This is a genomic window from Candidatus Binataceae bacterium, assembly GCA_035308025.1.
Lineage (GTDB): Bacteria > Desulfobacterota > Binatia > Binatales > Binataceae > JAJPHI01.
This window is the reverse complement of the sequence record DATGHL010000039.1, coordinates 1-15,391: the sequence shown is the minus strand read 5'-3', so window position 1 is coordinate 15,391 and position 15,391 is coordinate 1. Positions and strand designations below refer to the sequence as shown.

At 63.6% G+C, this 15,391-nt stretch carries 14 protein-coding genes; 3 read left to right on the top strand and 11 right to left on the bottom strand.

The window, feature by feature from the left end:
• Positions 1-20: 20 nt before the first annotated feature.
• The 5 genes from VKS22_11695 to VKS22_11675 form a co-directional block, all read right to left on the bottom strand.
• The gene (locus tag VKS22_11695) at positions 21-1,385 is read right to left on the bottom strand and encodes an O-antigen ligase family protein (protein HLW71272.1); all 1,365 of its coding nucleotides are present in this window, start codon (positions 1,383-1,385) and stop codon (positions 21-23) included.
• Positions 1,385-2,449 (bottom strand): glycosyltransferase family 2 protein, encoded by a 1,065-nt coding sequence (locus VKS22_11690; GenBank protein ID HLW71271.1) that lies wholly within the window; start codon positions 2,447-2,449, stop codon positions 1,385-1,387. The genes VKS22_11695 and VKS22_11690 overlap by 1 nt, the downstream gene beginning before the upstream one ends.
• Entirely contained in the window at positions 2,434-4,602 is a 2,169-nt protein-coding gene (locus VKS22_11685) for a hypothetical protein (protein HLW71270.1), read from the bottom strand. Before VKS22_11685 ends, VKS22_11690 begins: the two co-directional genes overlap by 16 nt.
• A 61-nt stretch (positions 4,603-4,663) precedes the next feature.
• Positions 4,664-5,728: a polysaccharide biosynthesis/export family protein gene (locus tag VKS22_11680; GenBank protein HLW71269.1), complete on the bottom strand. Its 1,065-nt coding sequence runs from the start codon at positions 5,726-5,728 to the stop codon at positions 4,664-4,666.
• On the bottom strand, positions 5,725-8,271 hold the full coding sequence (locus VKS22_11675) for a condensation domain-containing protein (protein ID HLW71268.1): 2,547 nt from the start codon (positions 8,269-8,271) through the stop codon (positions 5,725-5,727). Before VKS22_11675 ends, VKS22_11680 begins: the two co-directional genes overlap by 4 nt.
• Positions 8,272-8,667: 396 nt before the next feature.
• Between VKS22_11675 and xrtE the strand changes: the two genes are divergently transcribed.
• From xrtE to VKS22_11660, 3 genes are read left to right on the top strand one after another with little or no spacing between them, the layout of a single operon-like run.
• The gene (gene xrtE / locus VKS22_11670; GenBank protein HLW71267.1) at positions 8,668-10,281 is read left to right on the top strand and encodes an exosortase E/protease, VPEID-CTERM system; all 1,614 of its coding nucleotides are present in this window, start codon (positions 8,668-8,670) and stop codon (positions 10,279-10,281) included.
• Between the two features lie 8 nt (positions 10,282-10,289).
• Positions 10,290-10,760 carry a PssD/Cps14F family polysaccharide biosynthesis glycosyltransferase gene (gene pssD / locus VKS22_11665; protein ID HLW71266.1) on the top strand — a complete coding sequence of 157 codons (471 nt, stop codon included), beginning with the start codon at positions 10,290-10,292 and terminating at the stop codon, positions 10,758-10,760.
• Entirely contained in the window at positions 10,757-11,221 is a 465-nt protein-coding gene (locus VKS22_11660) for a glycosyltransferase (GenBank protein HLW71265.1), read from the top strand. The genes pssD and VKS22_11660 overlap by 4 nt, the downstream gene beginning before the upstream one ends.
• 8 nt (positions 11,222-11,229) lie before the next feature.
• Here the strand turns inward: VKS22_11660 and VKS22_11655 are convergent, their stop codons facing one another.
• The 6 genes from VKS22_11655 to VKS22_11630 all read right to left on the bottom strand — a co-directional run.
• Positions 11,230-11,769 (bottom strand): hypothetical protein, encoded by a 540-nt coding sequence (locus tag VKS22_11655; protein HLW71264.1) that lies wholly within the window; start codon positions 11,767-11,769, stop codon positions 11,230-11,232.
• Between the two features lie 29 nt (positions 11,770-11,798).
• Entirely contained in the window at positions 11,799-12,860 is a 1,062-nt protein-coding gene (locus VKS22_11650) for a glycosyltransferase family 2 protein (GenBank protein ID HLW71263.1), read from the bottom strand.
• 91 nt (positions 12,861-12,951) lie between these two features.
• A complete protein-coding gene (locus VKS22_11645; protein ID HLW71262.1) occupies positions 12,952-13,083 on the bottom strand; it encodes a hypothetical protein in 132 nt (43 codons plus the stop codon).
• 374 nt (positions 13,084-13,457) lie between these two features.
• The gene (locus tag VKS22_11640) at positions 13,458-13,616 is read right to left on the bottom strand and encodes a hypothetical protein (protein ID HLW71261.1); all 159 of its coding nucleotides are present in this window, start codon (positions 13,614-13,616) and stop codon (positions 13,458-13,460) included.
• Between the two features lie 200 nt (positions 13,617-13,816).
• Positions 13,817-14,998, bottom strand: coding sequence for a glycosyltransferase family 2 protein (locus tag VKS22_11635; protein HLW71260.1), 1,182 nt, complete (start codon positions 14,996-14,998; stop codon positions 13,817-13,819).
• A partial coding sequence (locus VKS22_11630; GenBank protein ID HLW71259.1) for a hypothetical protein occupies positions 14,995-15,391 on the bottom strand: 397 nt, incomplete at its 5' end. The genes VKS22_11635 and VKS22_11630, both read right to left, overlap by 4 nt.

Sequence of the window (15,391 nt, the reverse complement as noted above, 5' to 3'; positions counted from 1 at the left end):
GCGGTCAACGGGCGGAAAAATCACACCATCACCCGCGCGAAGCGAAATGCTGCTACTCGACGAGCAACAGGTTCTCGCTCGATAGTAGTGGAGTGAACGGCGCGGGCATTCGCGAGTAATAACCCCTCACTCCAGCCGATCACCAAGTACAGCAAGGGCTGGGTTTGCGCGCCCAGCCAGACGGTCGAAATCGAAACTGCGATCATGACAATCGTGCCTAGCAGACTGACGCCAAGCAACATGGCGCCCCCGCCTCTTTGCTGGAATAGGGCAAATCTCAACAGACGCACGATCATCCAGACCAGCAGACCGACGAAAACGGCGAGGGTGTAAATTCCCTGGTCGAGTGCTACCAGCAGGTACTGGTTGTCGATCGAGTCAAGGTTGTCCACTCGCGGAAAAAGAGATGAGCCCCAGCCCCAGGTTGGACGCTCTTCCACGATCGCGACGTACTTCTGCAGCAGCTCGTAACGATATGCGGCAGTGGCCTGAGTGTCGGTCGCGGCGGTCAGGCGATCTACCGATGCATACGACTTGAAGGCCGAATTGACCGGGCCCCCAATCATGATTGCCACGGCCAGCGTCACCGCCAACGCCACGAGCCGGCGGCGCGCCCGCACGAGAACTACACAGATACCGCCGGCCGCCGCGCCCACCCAGGGTCCGCGTGAGACCGTCATGATACTGCCCAGCACAATCAGAATCTCGCAAAAGCGCGTCTTGCTGATCGGCAGACATGGCACCCGGCCCGGCCAATTCCCACTCCATTCGAGCCAGCGCGTCAAGCGGTAAGCGCCCGCAAAGAGTATTCCGGCGAGGATCGGTTGGGTCCACGGCCCTTGAATACGCGCGTAGGCGTATCGAAACAGTTGCGCGGTTATCGATCGCCCCGGAAAGAGCGGGATGATTACCCGCTCGAAGAGATCGACTCCCATTCTGAATTCATAAACGGAGACGATCGCCACCACCGTCGCGCAGATCGCAAAGCGCTTCGCGAACGCGGCGCCCAAGAGCTCGCGCTCGAACAGGCCTTTAGCCAGCATATACGGCAGCGCCGTGGTACAGAAAAGATTGAGCGCGAGGTTGCGCGCGTGCGCGGCATCTCGATTGATGCCTTCGGAGATAGTCGTCAGCACGATCAGCGCCACAACCAGGAAATCCGCAAGGCTCCAACGCCACTCCCGGCCCCGCTTTATAATGAAAAACACCGCGATTGGCAGGATCGCGCTTTCCGACAACGTCAAATGGCCGCTGAAGGGCCAGCGTAGCTCATCCGGCAGCAACAGCAGGACCGGTAGGTATACGGCGATCAGCGCATAGCTCGGACCGCGCCTGAGACAGACGATCAGCGCAACCAGGGCCGGCAGGACTGCGAGTAGGGACATTACCGCCGTCCTTCCGCCGCCGTCTTGTACTCGATCAACTCGGAGCCCCGCCCCAGCCATCGATCCAGCCGATATTTGAGTTGACCGACGAAGATCGGCACTTGCCCCAAATGCGAATGAATCCCGTAGAGCAGGCGAGTCGCGAGCTCCGGCACGCGCCCGCGCACGTGCGCGGCAGTCCGCAACACCAGCAACATGATGATCACGGCGCCCGCTAAAATCGGCGCGATGGAGCCCGTCACGAGCGCCAGCAGCACCATGCCGATCGTCAGCCCCATCATTGCCGGCGCGTGAATCAGGTTACGCCGCGCGGGCCGCTCCCACAGTGGCGAAGCCGTACCGCGAAAACGCGCCGAGACTTCGGCATAGGCATAGCCGGTGCGCACCGCCCGCCGCCAATACTGACCGAACCTCGTGATCGCCAAGTCGTGGCCTACCATCGGGCGATCCAGATGCACGATGCGGTAGCCGCGCGCGCGAATCCGCCAGCATAGCTCCGGCTCCTCGCCGGCGATCAAACCCTCGTCGTAACCGTTCAGTCCGCTCAGTACTTCGCGGCGCATAAGCGCGTCGCCGCCACAGTACTCAACGAGCCCCGGGGGCACGATCCAATCAAGATCGAGCACGCGATTGTAAATCGATTGATGCGCCGCCATCTCGCGCCGATTGCCGAAGACTACGGCTACCTCAGGATCAGCGAACTGCGGCAATGCCGCCTCGACAAAGTCGGGCGCGAGCACCGTATCACCGTCAAGAAACAGCACAATCGGCGCCGACGATGCCTGCCAGCCGGCATTGCGTCCAATCGCCGCGCGCGGTCGTGGCGGCGTAACGCTGATTACCCGCGCCCCCAGCCGGGCCGCCAATTCCCGGCTGTTATCGGTCGACGCGGAGTCGACGTAAATGATTTCCGTCGCCAGCAGCGACTCACGCACGGGCGTAAGTGATTGGATACATCGCTCCAGCCGCTCACCCTCGTTGCGGCCGATAATCACTACGGAGAGTGAGGGCACCATCGACGCCGAAATGCCGCCGGATTCCGCCATCGTCACACCGGCAGCCATCCGACCGCGCTCGGCGGCAGCTGGTCGGTTTCACCGTTCGGAAAAAAAGTGTTGAGCACCGCGCCGACCACCGGCGGCGCCAGCCGCTCGATTTCCCGCGCCGCCGCCAGAACGTCACGTACTTCATCGCGGCCGCCGCGCACCACCAGGATGGCCCCTGCTGGCATCTGCATCAATAATACGGCATCGGCTGAGGTCAGCAGCGGCGGCGCATCGAGCAGCACGATGTCGTGCGTCTGCATTGCGCGCTCAACGCTCTCTTTCACACACTCGAGCGCCAGACCTCCGCTGCCGCTATGATGGCAGATCGTGAAACGCCCAGGCGCCTCCTCCGCCGCCGTAACTAACGCATGCCGGTTGCCCTCGAGTGATCCGGTGCGCGCAATATGCCTGGTCATATCGCCGGTTGGGCGGACCACTCGCGCGCCATCGCGCAATTTGCGCCGTTCGTCAGAGCCGTCTACGAGCTGCTGATCGGCCGGGATCGGTGCACTCTCAATCGTGGCTGCGCGCACGCCGAGATCACTCAGTTCCTGGGCCAGCGCCAAAGCCAGGGTCGTGGTGCCGGCGCCTTCCTGGACCGGCGTCATCACGTATGCGCGCACACCCGATGTGCGCCGCTCGCGCAAAATGCCCAAAGCGACCCGGCGCAGCCCCTCGCGGCCCATCCGGCCCCCGCCAAGCTGCACCGCTCCCAACGGCGGAAACCCGAGGATGCCCTCGAGCTCCGCCGCAGCGCGAATCCGCGGATCGATTAAATCCAGACCCGTCGGCACCCCAACGGCCAGCGCCAGCGCGATAAAAGTGAACAGTATGAAGATTTTCCGGCGCCTGCCCTTGAGCGGAAGATCGGGCTGCATCGCTGCCGATTCCAGGCTGACAAACCCGGGCGCGCGGCTTTGTAAGCGCAACAGGCTTGCCTGATCCGCCACGTCCTGCAGCTCTTTGCGCTCGCGCTCGATCTTGTCATGCACTGCGACGGCTTGCGCGTATTTGACCCCAAACGCCGCGGCGTTCGCGCGCAGCCCGTCGAGATCCTTCTGGATACCCTCTTCCGTGCGTCGGGCTTGATCCAGGTTCGCCTTGGCCTGCGACAGCGTTACGCCGGATTTGTCGCCCTCGCTCGCCTGCACCGAGCTGCGGATTTTGGCCAGCGACGCCTGATCGAGTTTCTTCAGCTCCTCGTCAATACTGGCGATCTTCTGGGCCAGCGCTGGCCGCGCCGGATGATTGCGCCCCAGCCCCTCGAGCTCGACCGACGCCGCTTCGCGCTGCTGCATCAACTGTTGCTTGGCGGTCGCAGTCTCAGTGTCGTTGGTCAGCAGTTCCTGCGCTTTCGAATCGATTTCGAGAGCCTTGATATGCTCTTGTGAGGACTCGAGCGCCGCCACCCGCGCCTCGCTGGCCAACGCCGCCCGATGAGCCCGCGCCAGCGCAGTATTCTCGTCGGCGAGCAGCTTGTCGTACGGGTTGGCTAGGCTGCTCTCGAAGGTTGCTATCTGCAGGCTCTGCGCCAGCTGGTTCAACTGCTCCTGGTCTCCCGCCATCTGCTGCTGGAGCTCGCCCTTGCGGCTGTTGAGCATCTGCACCCCGGTGTCCGCGCCGTTCAATTCCTGGCGCGCCTCGCGTGACAGATAGGTGTTGACCACCGCGTTGACGATCTCGGCCAGGCCCTGCGGATTCGTGTCTTCGAGCGAGACCGAAATGAAATAGCTGTCGGGGATCAATTCGACCTTGATACTCGACATCAGCCGCTCAGCGGCGTGGCGGTCAGTCTCGTGAGGTTCCTGCCACAAGTCGCGCTTCGCACCCAATCCCGCCAGCGCCTGCGATATCGAAGCATACCCCCCGATCTCAAACACCTGCTGCTGGGCGAAGTCGCGATAGCTCTCTTCCGAGGCGTAGCTGTCCTGGGCGCCGGACAGCGGCACCGACGAGCTCGGCGCCACCCGGATAATCGCCTCCGCCACGTATGTCGCGTGACCATAGAGCAGCGCTACGATCAAACCCGCCAACGCCACCCCAACGGCGATACTGCCGGCCAGCCAGCGATGAGCGAGCAGGCTCCGCAGAAAGTCCTGCGAGCGATTCGGCACGACCCACGAGGCTGCCCGTGGCGCCGTGGCGGCGGTTCTCTCCGTCAGCGCGTTCATACCACTACCCCGCCTGGATGCGCGGCTGCGCGCTGCTTGCCGACCACATCAAACGAAACCATCAGAACGCGGCTCCGAGAAACGCCAGCGTAGTGATCGGGTTGATCTGCTGCAGAACGTAACCGAACTTCGCCAGCCCGCTCTTGGGAACGTAGACAATGTCACCCGCCTCGAGCTGATAGTTCGCCTGGCCCTTCTCAACCATTTGCTGCAGATCGATCACCTCCTGCTGTTTTTGGACCGGTCGCTCAAGCACCACCTTGCCGGTCTGCGCCGATTCTGTCGTACCGCCGGCGCGCGTCAGCGCCTCGAGAAAACTCATGTGCGCGGTTAACGGATAGGCCCCCGGACTCTTGACTTCACCCATAACGTAGATGATCTCAGCGTCCGCATCGGGCACATAGACCAGATCATTGCGTTCAAGCGCGATGTTAAGCGAAGCGTCCTGGCCGCGCAGCAGCGGCCGTAGATCGACCCACAGCAGCCGATCGCGGCCGCGTATAATGGCGCAGCGCGTGGCCATGCCGCCGAGGCCGTCCTTGTCACCGCCGGCCCCAGCGCCGGCCTTGGCCAGCGCCGCCAGCAGGGTAGGCTGCTCGCTGAAGCGCTGGGCGCCCGGATGAGCCACGTTGCCGAGAACCAAGATCTGATTACCGTTGTAGCTGTCGATCGTCAGGGAAGCGACGCTCAGCACGTATATCTCGCGCAGCGCCTGCGTCAGCTTTGCGCCAGCATCGTCGGCGCTCAAGTCGGAAATTCTAACCGAACCGACGAAGGGCAACTGAATATCGCCATCGGGCCCGATTACATGTTTGCCCGAAAGTTCAGGATGGCCCCAGACTGTTACGGTTATCACATCGCCCGGGCCCAGCGTGTAGCGGCCGGGCGGCGGCGGCAGCTCGTTCGATTCGTCCGTCGCGCCGGCCGCCTCCGGCGCCGGCGATGGCATTGCCGCGACGAACGCATCCCGACTTTGCGCGCCCGGGGTTTCCAGTGGCGCCGCCGGCGCGGATGCGAGATTCGGCGGACTGGCCGAGGGCGCGCAACCCAGCAGCAGTAGTGCGACAACGCCCGCGGCAGCCGCGCGCACCCACCCCCGCGGCCCTTGCCGGTCGCGCATGTTCATGGCCGCAAGCCGTCCTCAGCGCCGCGATGCCCTTCGCTTGATTCAGCCGCGTGCGATACGACTTCGCGCAACCTGTGCTCAAGCTTGCGCGCCACCTTGTCGCCCGCCGCGTCGCTGAAAATGCGCAAATGGTCCCGCGCCTCCACTGTGCAGACCTCGAAGTCTCCGGTGATTACCGAGCCCCATCCGTATATGCGATCGCGATAGCGTCCCGAGAGCCGATCACTCGGCAGCTTGAAGAACAGCACAGGTCCATCGTAGGGCTGCGGCCGGTACCGGCGCGCCGCCTGGATACGCATCTCAAAACCTACAGGCGCAAGAGTCACAGCTGGCGCCTGACGCCGCCCCAAACGCGCCAGGCCCTTCAAGGCGCGGCGCATCCCGACGAGTCCGCAACCGATGAGGTAGCCGGGCCATCCGCGGCGCGGGCGTTGCCTGAGCTGCGCGCAGTGAAAATCGAGGCTCTCCAAGAGTCGCGCCCGCGCCATTCCCAGCCTCGATGCATCACGCGTGTAGGCGGGATTGGCGATATCGAACAGGACCAGCAACGCCACTTCATGCCCCAGCGCCGTCAACCGTTGCGCGACCTCATAGGCCAGGATGCCGCCCGCGCTATACCCGCCGAGCATATAAGGCCCCGCCGGTTGAGTCGCCAAAATCGTACTGACGTGCTCGCTTACCTCTTCGTCCAGATCGTAGTTTCCCGACAGCGCCTTGTCGTCGTCGCCGATCAGATTCAGGATCGGATGGTCTGCGTCCACCTTGCGCGCGACCTCGACAAAGCCCGAATAGGCATTGACGATGAAAAAGGGCGTCCCGCGGCCGCGCGGCTGCAGCGCGAGCACGCGGCTGCCTTCAAGCGCCTGCGGCGCCTCCAGCTCCCGCGCCAGCCGCGCGGGCGTCGAGGACCGAATCACCACCGCCAGCGGCAGCTTGCGCCCGAGCGCGGAGTTGACCTTGGCCATCAGCCGCGCCGCCTGGATCGAGTTGCCGCCCAGCTCGAAAAAATCGTCCTCCTGACCCACCGGATGGATCCCCAGAACCTCCTCCCACAACGGGATCAGACAGGCAATCGTCGCCGTGAATCCGACCGGTATATCATCGACGCGCGTCGCCCGCTGCGCCGCCACCGCCGGGCGCGGCGCAACTTCGCTCGCAGCCGCGGCTTCGATCTCAGGCCCGACACGGCGTTGCGCGGCCTCCGCGCCGGCCCACGATAGTTCCGAAATCCGCCGCTCCGGCGCCTTCACGATCGTCTCCAGCAGCCAGCGGAAGCGCTCGAGCATCAACTGCACGGTCGCCGCTTCGTAAAGATCGGTGTTGAACTCGCACGAGACCCGCCAACCCTCCTCGCGTCCCACCATGAAGAAGTTCAGATCATAGAGCGCCCCCGCCGACGTCGACGGCACATCGATAATCCGCGCTTGCCCCAACGGTTGTTCCCGAATGAAGGCGCGCTGAAAAATGAAATTCACCCCAAACAACGGATTGCGGCTCAGATCGCGCTTGGGTTTAAGCAGATCAACCAGTTGCTCAAACGGGGCCTCTTCATTGGCCAGCCCCTCGAGCACCACCCGCCGCGTGCGCCCGAGCAGTTCGCGAAAGCTCGGGTCGCCGCTCACGTCCACCCGCAGCACGATCAGATTGATAAACAGGCCGATCAGATTTTCCAGCTCAAGCGCGTTGCGGCCGGTTACCGGCGTTCCCATCACCACCGTCCCAGCGCCGGTGTAGCGCTGGAGCAAGACGGTGAGGGCCGCCAGCGACGTCATGAACAGCGTAGCCCCGTTGGCGCGCGCCAGTTTCTCGACCGCCTCGCTCAGCGCGCGCGGCAGCAGGAGCGAAACGATCGCGCCGTTCGCGCTCTGCACCGTCGGCCGCGGCCGGTCCGACGGAACTTCGCAACGCGGTAAATCCTTGAGCTGCCGCAGCCAGTAAAGCAATTGCGGACTCGAAACATTGCTGCGTCCGCCCTCCAATTGACGACGGGCATATTCGCGATACTGGAGCGGCGGCGGCGCCAGCGGCGAAGGCTGGTTCGCCGCATAGGCGGTATAGAGTGCCGCCAACTCGTCGACGAACACCCCGATCGACCAGCCGTCTGCCACGATATGATGGACCGTCAGCAGCAGCCAGTGCGTCTGCTCGTCTACACGAATCAGGGTGACGCGAAATAACGGCGCGCGCAGAAGTTCAAACGGCAACTGTGCTTCGCTGCTGCACAACCGTTCAACCTCGGCTTCGCGTTGAGTCGCCGCGGTGTGCGTCAAGTCGATCACCGTCAGAGCCGCTTCGACCTCGGGCTCGACCATTTGGACCGGACTATAGTCTTCCAGTACGAATTTCGTTCTAAGCGACTCATGGCGGCGCACGATCTCCGTGATCGCATGCTCGAGGATCTCAACGTCCAGCGGTCCAATCAGTTTCCAGCGCACCGCGATATTGCAGGCGGACGTGCCCGGCGTTAGCTGATCCAGCAGCCACAATCGCTGTTGCTGCAGCGACAGCACGGTACCCGCAGAGTCGTCCCTAAGAGACGGCATTTTTGCTATCGCCACTGTTCTCTTTGCGCTTCCCGTCAAACGCTGGCCTTACGTTGCCGCAGTCCCCCACATCACTCTACCATAAATGCTTGCATACATATTTGCGGAAGGACAGGATTCGGACTGCTTGGCGCCTGCGTCAGCCCGCGTTACGAAAGACGCGCTGCCGGGCCGCGCGGTACTTCGCGCTGTCGATCGGCGCTTTCTGCATCCTCCGCTTCTCCTGTATTATTTTGCTGGTTTGACCTGACTGTGGATAGTCGTTTTTCTTCAAATCTTCGCCGCCCGCCCGGCGCTGACCACTTTCAGCAGACGATTGAGGCTGAGATCGAGGCTAATGAAGTTCTTCCGACCTCCACTCGCTTTCCTCGAAAAAGCTTGAGACCTGATGCCCCTTTGAATCCGACTGAATCTAATGACCCGCTGACGACCCGTGCGCCCGCCCGCTACGAAGCTTGGGGCGCGCTCGGCCTAATACTGATCGGCGAATTCGTGGCCCTCACTCTGCCCTATGAGTCAGGCGCTGATTTTACCCAGCGCGACCTGATGACTCGGCTGCTCGGTTCCTTTCAGCAAAGCCTGCGGCCGGCCTTCATCACCGGCGTCCTTGCCGCCGCATTCTTCAGTCGGCGCACCCTGCGCGAGGAATTCCAGCGCGCAATTCGCGCGGGCGGTTCACGACGCATCTCGTGGCGCTGGCTGGGTATGCACCTGAGCCTGCTCGCCGCGATGGTCCTCGGAACCATTCATCGGCGCGCCGGGCAGCTCACCTCCATCACCGGATGGGAGGGCTGGCTGACGCTCTGGGCGCTGCTCGCGATGGCTGCTATGGCGGCCTGGTGTTTCACCCTCGCCCCACCGCGCTTCTGGCAGCGCTGGATCGAACGCAGCGGCGTCGCCTTCGCCCTCGGCGGCGCAGTGGGCTTCAGCGCCTTCGCCCTCGGGATGGAGACGCAAAACCTCTGGTGGCCGCTGCAACGCTCTACTTTCGTGATCGTCGTCTTCCTACTGCGGCTGGTTGGACAGAATATCGTGGTAGTGCCCGCCCAACTGATTATCGGCACCTCCACCTTCGCGGTCACGATCGGTTCCGCCTGCTCAGGTATCGAAGGCATCGGCCTGGTCACTATCTTCGTCGCGGCCTACCTGTGGTATTGCCGCCGCGAGTTGCGCTTTCCGCACGCGCTCGCGCTCCTGCCGCTCGGGATTTGCGCGATTTGGCTGCTCAACTGCCTGCGCATCGCCGCCCTGATTTTGGTCGGCAATTGGAACCCAACGGTCGCAATCAAGGGCTTTCACTCCGTTGCCGGCTGGCTCTTCTTTAACCTCGTGATCGGCGGCCTGGTCTGGGCCAGCTCACGTTCCCGATTCTTTTCGCTAACCGCCGAAACCCCGGCCGAGCCCAATCCCGCCGCGCCCTATATCCTCCCGCTGCTCGTGATTATCGCGGCCGCGATGCTCACGCGGGCCTTTTCACCCGGTCTCGAAGGGCTCTTCGCCGCAGGCGCCGGCGCGGGACTGCTGGGGCTGTGGCATTACCGCACGATGCTTCTGCAATGGCGCTGGCGGCCCACATGGCTATCCTTCGTTGCCGGCGCGACCGTCGCCGCTATCTGGCTGGTCTCCGCGCGCACCGTTGCACTCCCTGACCTGATCCTGGCACCGCCCAATCTCTTCGCAGCGCCATTTTCGGCGTGGGTGACCGCCGGGCTGATTGGCGGCGCGCTAGTCGCGCCGGTGGCCGAGGAGCTGGCCTTTCGCGGCTATCTCGCGCGCCGGCTGGTGAGCGCGGATTTCGCGTCCGTGCCGTTTGCTCACTTTTCCTGGATTGGCCTGCTGGGCTCCTCGATTGTCTCCGGAATCGCACACGTGCATTGGCTGCCGGCAACGATCTCCGCCCTGACCCTCGCCATCGTGATGTACCGCTCGGGGCGCCTGACCGATGCGATCGCTGCACACTTGACCGCCAGCGCAATCCTGCTGGCCTATACCCTGACGCTGGTTGCGTAGCGTATGTGATGCGCCGGGAGCAAACTCCAAAGCTATTGCTGGTCTGTTCGGCGGGCGGACATCTGCTCGAACTGCTCGCGCTGCAGCGAGACGTCTGGTCAAAATACGAGCGCGTCTGGGTCACGCTGCGACAGGTCGATTCCACAAGCCTGCTCAAGCACGAGAAGGTCTGGTTCGCCTTTGGTCCAACCAATCGCAACTACCTGAATTTGATCAGAAACCTTTTCTATGCCTGCCGCATCCTGCTGACCGAACGCCCGACCTGCGTAATTAGCTCCGGCGCCGGTATCGCGATTCCCTTTCTCTACCTGAGCCGGCTCTTGTGCATCCGCACGATTTATCTCGAATCCTTTGCGCGCTACCGCGGACTATCGCTCACCGGCCGCATCGTCTATCCGATCGTGCACGACTTCCTGGTGCAGGCGCCCGAAGTCGCCGCGCGCTTTCGCAAGGCGCTCTATCGAGGTTCCGTCTTTTGATCTTCGTCACCGTCGGTACCCATATTCAGCAGTTCAATCGCCTGCTCGAGTTGGTAGACGCCCTGCCGCCGAATATCGAGCGCGTCGTCCAGTATGGTTCCTCGACCTATCAGGTCAAATATGGGTCAGCCCGCCGGTTTATTGAGTTCGACGAGGTCCTGAGCCTGATGTCACGGGCGGAGGTCGTCGTGAGCCACGGCGGTGTAGGATCGATTGTACTCGCGCTGGCCGCGGGCCAGCGCCCGGTCGTTGCTCCGCGGCTCTTCCGCTTCGGCGAACACGTCGATGACCATCAGCTCGAAGTCGCCGAGGCCTTCGCCCGCGCCGGCAAGATCATCCCCTTCATGCCGGGCGACGAACTCGCCGCCCGGATCGCCGAGGCCGGGCGGCAAAAAGCCGCCGCGGCGCCCGGACCCTCACCGGAGCTGATCGAGTTCTTGCATCGCGAGATCGCGCGCTGAGAGCGCAATCAAGCGGCGGACGAGCCGCGGGCGGTGGCCTCCGCAGCCGACCGGCGCGGGATGATCCGCGCCGGCACCCCCACCGCCAAGCTGTTACTTGGCACATCCTTGAGCACGACCGCATTGGCGCCAATCACCACATCGTTCCCGATCGTGATCCCACCGAGAATCTTGGCCCCGGCTCCTATATCGACCCGATTACCGATCTTCGGCGCGGCCTGCACCCCGGTATTTCGCACTCCCGTCGTGACGCCCTGCCGAATGATCACGTCGTCGCCAAAGACCGTATCCCCGTGGATTATGATCGCGCCGAAATGATTGATCTTGAAGCGCCGCCCAATCACCACTTCGCACGGAAACTCGACGCCCGTCAGTATCTTGGCGAAGGTGTACAGGATTTTATAGGTGAACGAGAACGGCATCCGCACCGCGCGATATTTGATCCCATAGCGCCAGCGACCGAAGCGATACACGACCATCACCCACAGCCCGAGCCGCGAAATCTCGCGCTCGTGCATCACCCAGTCTTCGCGCAAATTCTCGAACATTGGCCTTCTCTGCAAAACTTGCCGTCTTCTTACCAAGGCCGCGCCGGCGAGATAGCGCCGCCGCGCGTCTCCCGCCAGGCCTGCTTCATCAGACTTATCGTCACGCGCGATTCGCGCACCTTGTCCGCATCGCGTGAGAGAATCCCATTGCGCCACGCCCGCAGCCGGTTCCACCAGATTTCCAGCGTCGCTACGCCCCACGCGCCGAAAGCTCCATGATGCTTGCGACAGTAAAGTAGTTGACTGCGCATCCGCCACAGCGTCAGTTGCGAACCCGCCTTGGACATCTGTGCACGCTCCACCGTCTTCGACGACTCCCCACCCAGATGCACCACCACGATCTGCGGCCAGTACCAGATCTGATAGCCCGCCGCCTTGATCCGACGGCACAGATCAATCTCTTCAGAATACAGAAAAAACCGCTCGTCAAACCAGCCGACGCGCTCAAGCACTTCGCGCCGGATTATGACAAAGGCCCCTGGCAGCCAATCCGTCGCCGCCGGCTCCAGCGGATCCGCCCAGGTACGATCGGCGCGGCCGAGTATCCGCGAGCGCGGATAACGCGCCGCCAAACCCGAGACCATCAGCAGGTCGTTGAACAGCGACGGGAACATCCGCGCTGACGGCTGCCACGAGTCGTCGCGTCCGACCAGCCGTCCACCGCCGAGCCCGACCTCCGGATGAGCCTCCATCAGTTCGAGCGCGCGGCGAATTGCCTCCGGCCGCGGAAAGGCGTCGGAGTTAAGCAGAATCACGTAGCGGCCGCGCGCCACGCCGAAACCGTGATTGTTGGCTGCAGCAAAACCCAAGTTGGTCGTGCTGCGGATCAGCCGCACCGCGGGAAACTCGGCGGCGACCATCTCCGCCGAACCGTCGCGCGAGGCGTTGTCGACCACGATCGTTTCGTGCGCGAGGTTCGCCGTCTCACGTCCCAACGTCGCCAGACACTCGCGCAACAGCTCCCGCGTGTTGAAGGAGACAATTATGGTCGAAATATCCGGCAATCTATCCGCCCCATTCGGCACGTCCCGCGACGCGACGTCGCCCGCCTGCTCATCAGCAGGATGTTGAAAAAGGGTTTGAGGAGTCATTTTTCACGATCATGATGATAACGGGCAAAGTCAGCCGAGCAAAAAGGGATTGCCGGGCGAGCGGGCCGCGGCAATGAGGCGGAGCTTTGGTTCATGCCGCCGCCGCACAGAGCCCGGCGCTTCTGAGCAGATTATAGGCTGCGGCCACCAGATAGGCATGCAGTTGGATGCGCTCGAGGCCGCGATAACGCGACCGGCGCAGGCCGCCGAGGATCTTTCCCAAACGAAGATAATCCTCGACCCGCTTGCAGATCCGCCGGCTACCGGGTAATCGGTCCTGACGCGCGCGGTCGGCGAGCGCGCAGCCGCCGGGCCGGTTTTCGTTGCCCGCGATATGCGGGGTGACCTTGACGCGCGGCGGGCGGCAACAACTCGCGGGTGTCGCAGCCCCTTGTCGGCACCGAGCCTAAACGGCCGCGTGCTAGGCAACTCGGTCTCCAAAAGCGCCCGCGCAGCTGATGCGCTCGGCGTAGCTGTCGGTCGCTTGGCACAGTTTCGGCAAGGCGGCGAGCAGCTGGCGCAGAGCACCGCGAGCCCAGCTCGCCCCGCAGCAAGTCTTCTTTTTCCTGCCACAGCGGGGTGCAGCGCAGTATGCGGTCAAGATTGCGATCGCGGGTCACCCTCGAGCCAGCCAATCTGCGCGATGATCTCCTTGTCCAGCACCTTTGGCGCCGTGCCGAGCCAGTTGTGTTCGACGAGCATCTTGCCCAAGTCGCGCCGGCGCGACACGCACGCCTTGAGTTCCCGTTCCGCCACCCTAGGTAATCCTCGGGTTGCGGGCGTGGCGGCCCATGCTTCGCTCAGGCCTTTCTCGGACCTCGAATTCAGTGGTCTGCCGCGCCACGTCTCGTCCCATCTTCACCCAACAAATCGGAGATACAAGATCCTGCATTCTTCCCGCTGACGCCGTTAATGAACCAGCCTGACTTGTCAGAGGTTTCTTAGCTGCCCTGCCGTCACTCACGCGCGGTGCGTATCCACGGGGTAATGCGGCCCGCCGCCCGAACGATCGCTGGAGTAACCGCGAGCTTCCAGGCCACGTAAAACGGCGCCGCCGCCAGCGCGGCGAATTCCCGCCGGCCGCCGCCGCCGACGACAATCCCGGCGCATACATGCAGCATCACGAGGGCCAGCGCGCCCAACGCGTAAAGCCGCGCCGGAGAGCCGGGCAAAGCCAGAACTGCGAGCAGAAACGTCACATAGAACGCCAGCGGCAAGAGCAATAAATCGAGCAGCGGCTCCAGCAACAACCAATTCCCGTGAACAACCTCGCGGGCCAGCGCCGGTGCATAATTAACCAACAGGCTCAGCCGCCCGCCTTCCCAGCGCGCGCGCTGGGTGCGCGCGCCCATGCCGCCCGTCGGCATTAATCCCCGCACCGTCGCGTTTTCGATAAAATGCACCCGGCCTCCCGCCCGCACCAACCGCAGATGATATTCCAAATCCTCGACCACCGAGTGCGCGTCGTAGGGCGTCGTCAGCAGCGTCGCTCGGCTCAGCGCAAAGCCATTGCCGAAGATACCGACGGACAGGCCCAGCCGCTCGCGTCCGCGCGGCCGCAGAACATTGAACCCCATCAGCGCGACGTTCATCAGCCGCGCCCGGATCGCCGCCTCCGGATTCAGCGCCAGATAGCGCATCTGCACGCCGTCCGCACCCTTGCGCAGCACGTCAGCCACGGCGGTCAGCGCGTCTCCTTCAAGGACGCTGTCGGCGTCGATCACCAGAACCGCATCGCAGCCCTCGTCGAGCAGCCGGGCGAAGGCGTATTCGAGCGCGAAGCCTTTGCCGCGCCGCGCCGGATCGACTCGCTCAATCACCCGCGCGCCGGCGGCGCGCGCCAAATTTGCGGTGTCGTCGCCACAGTTATCAGCAATCACTACGATTTGCGCTGAAGTCGTCGGCGGCGCCGCGCACGCCGCCACACTGCGGACGCAGTGCCCAATCGACGCGGCTTCATCATGGGCCGGAATCACGACGGCGAGCCGGTCCAGCGTCCGTCGTTCAATCGGCGCCCCAGGCCTTCCCTTGTGCGCCGGCCACAGAGCCGCACTGGTGAGCAGAGCCAACTCGACAGTTCCCGGCAGGGTCAGCAGAACCAGCGCGGCCGCGGCGAGTGCGACAACCCCGTGAATCATATCCTGCCGGCGGCCGGTAGCAGGATTACAAACCCATATGCGGGGATCGTCACGCGCAGCGGCGCCGTGATCGCCGCGCGGGCAATCGTCACGTTATTAGCCAATTCATTGGTGGTAGTTGGAGTTGCCGCCGAAAGCTCAAATGCTTGCGTCGGCGGCGCGCCGGCCGCCGACAAAGTGATCGACAATGTGATCGGACTCGCGTTACCCGAGGTTATCGCCACCGCCCAGTTGCCTTTGCGCAAGAAGGCGGCGGCGTTGAGGCCGCCGGCGCCTGGGCCGCTGGCGCTGACCGGGTAGAAAGCGCCGCCGACGGCGCTGTTGAGCATCTGGAGGGCGAGTCCGGTGGGGCGGAAGCTGGAGCTGGTGGCGAGGTCGCGGGCGATGCCCCAC

What these genes read in the sequence shown, in the direction of transcription:
- VKS22_11695 (HLW71272.1), bottom strand. Translation starts at nt 1,385, where the DNA reads ATGTCCCTACTCGCAGTCCTGCCGGCCCTGGTTGCGCTGATCGTCTGT.
- VKS22_11690 (HLW71271.1), bottom strand. Translation starts at nt 2,449, where the DNA reads ATGGCTGCCGGTGTGACGATGGCGGAATCCGGCGGCATTTCGGCGTCG.
- VKS22_11685 (HLW71270.1), bottom strand. Translation starts at nt 4,602, where the DNA reads ATGAACGCGCTGACGGAGAGAACCGCCGCCACGGCGCCACGGGCAGCC.
- VKS22_11680 (HLW71269.1), bottom strand. Translation starts at nt 5,728, where the DNA reads ATGAACATGCGCGACCGGCAAGGGCCGCGGGGGTGGGTGCGCGCGGCT.
- VKS22_11675 (HLW71268.1), bottom strand. Translation starts at nt 8,271, where the DNA reads ATGCCGTCTCTTAGGGACGACTCTGCGGGTACCGTGCTGTCGCTGCAG.
- pssD (HLW71266.1), top strand. Translation starts at nt 10,290, where the DNA reads ATGCGCCGGGAGCAAACTCCAAAGCTATTGCTGGTCTGTTCGGCGGGC.
- VKS22_11655 (HLW71264.1), bottom strand. Translation starts at nt 11,769, where the DNA reads ATGTTCGAGAATTTGCGCGAAGACTGGGTGATGCACGAGCGCGAGATT.
- VKS22_11650 (HLW71263.1), bottom strand. Translation starts at nt 12,860, where the DNA reads ATGACTCCTCAAACCCTTTTTCAACATCCTGCTGATGAGCAGGCGGGC.
- VKS22_11635 (HLW71260.1), bottom strand. Translation starts at nt 14,998, where the DNA reads ATGATTCACGGGGTTGTCGCACTCGCCGCGGCCGCGCTGGTTCTGCTG.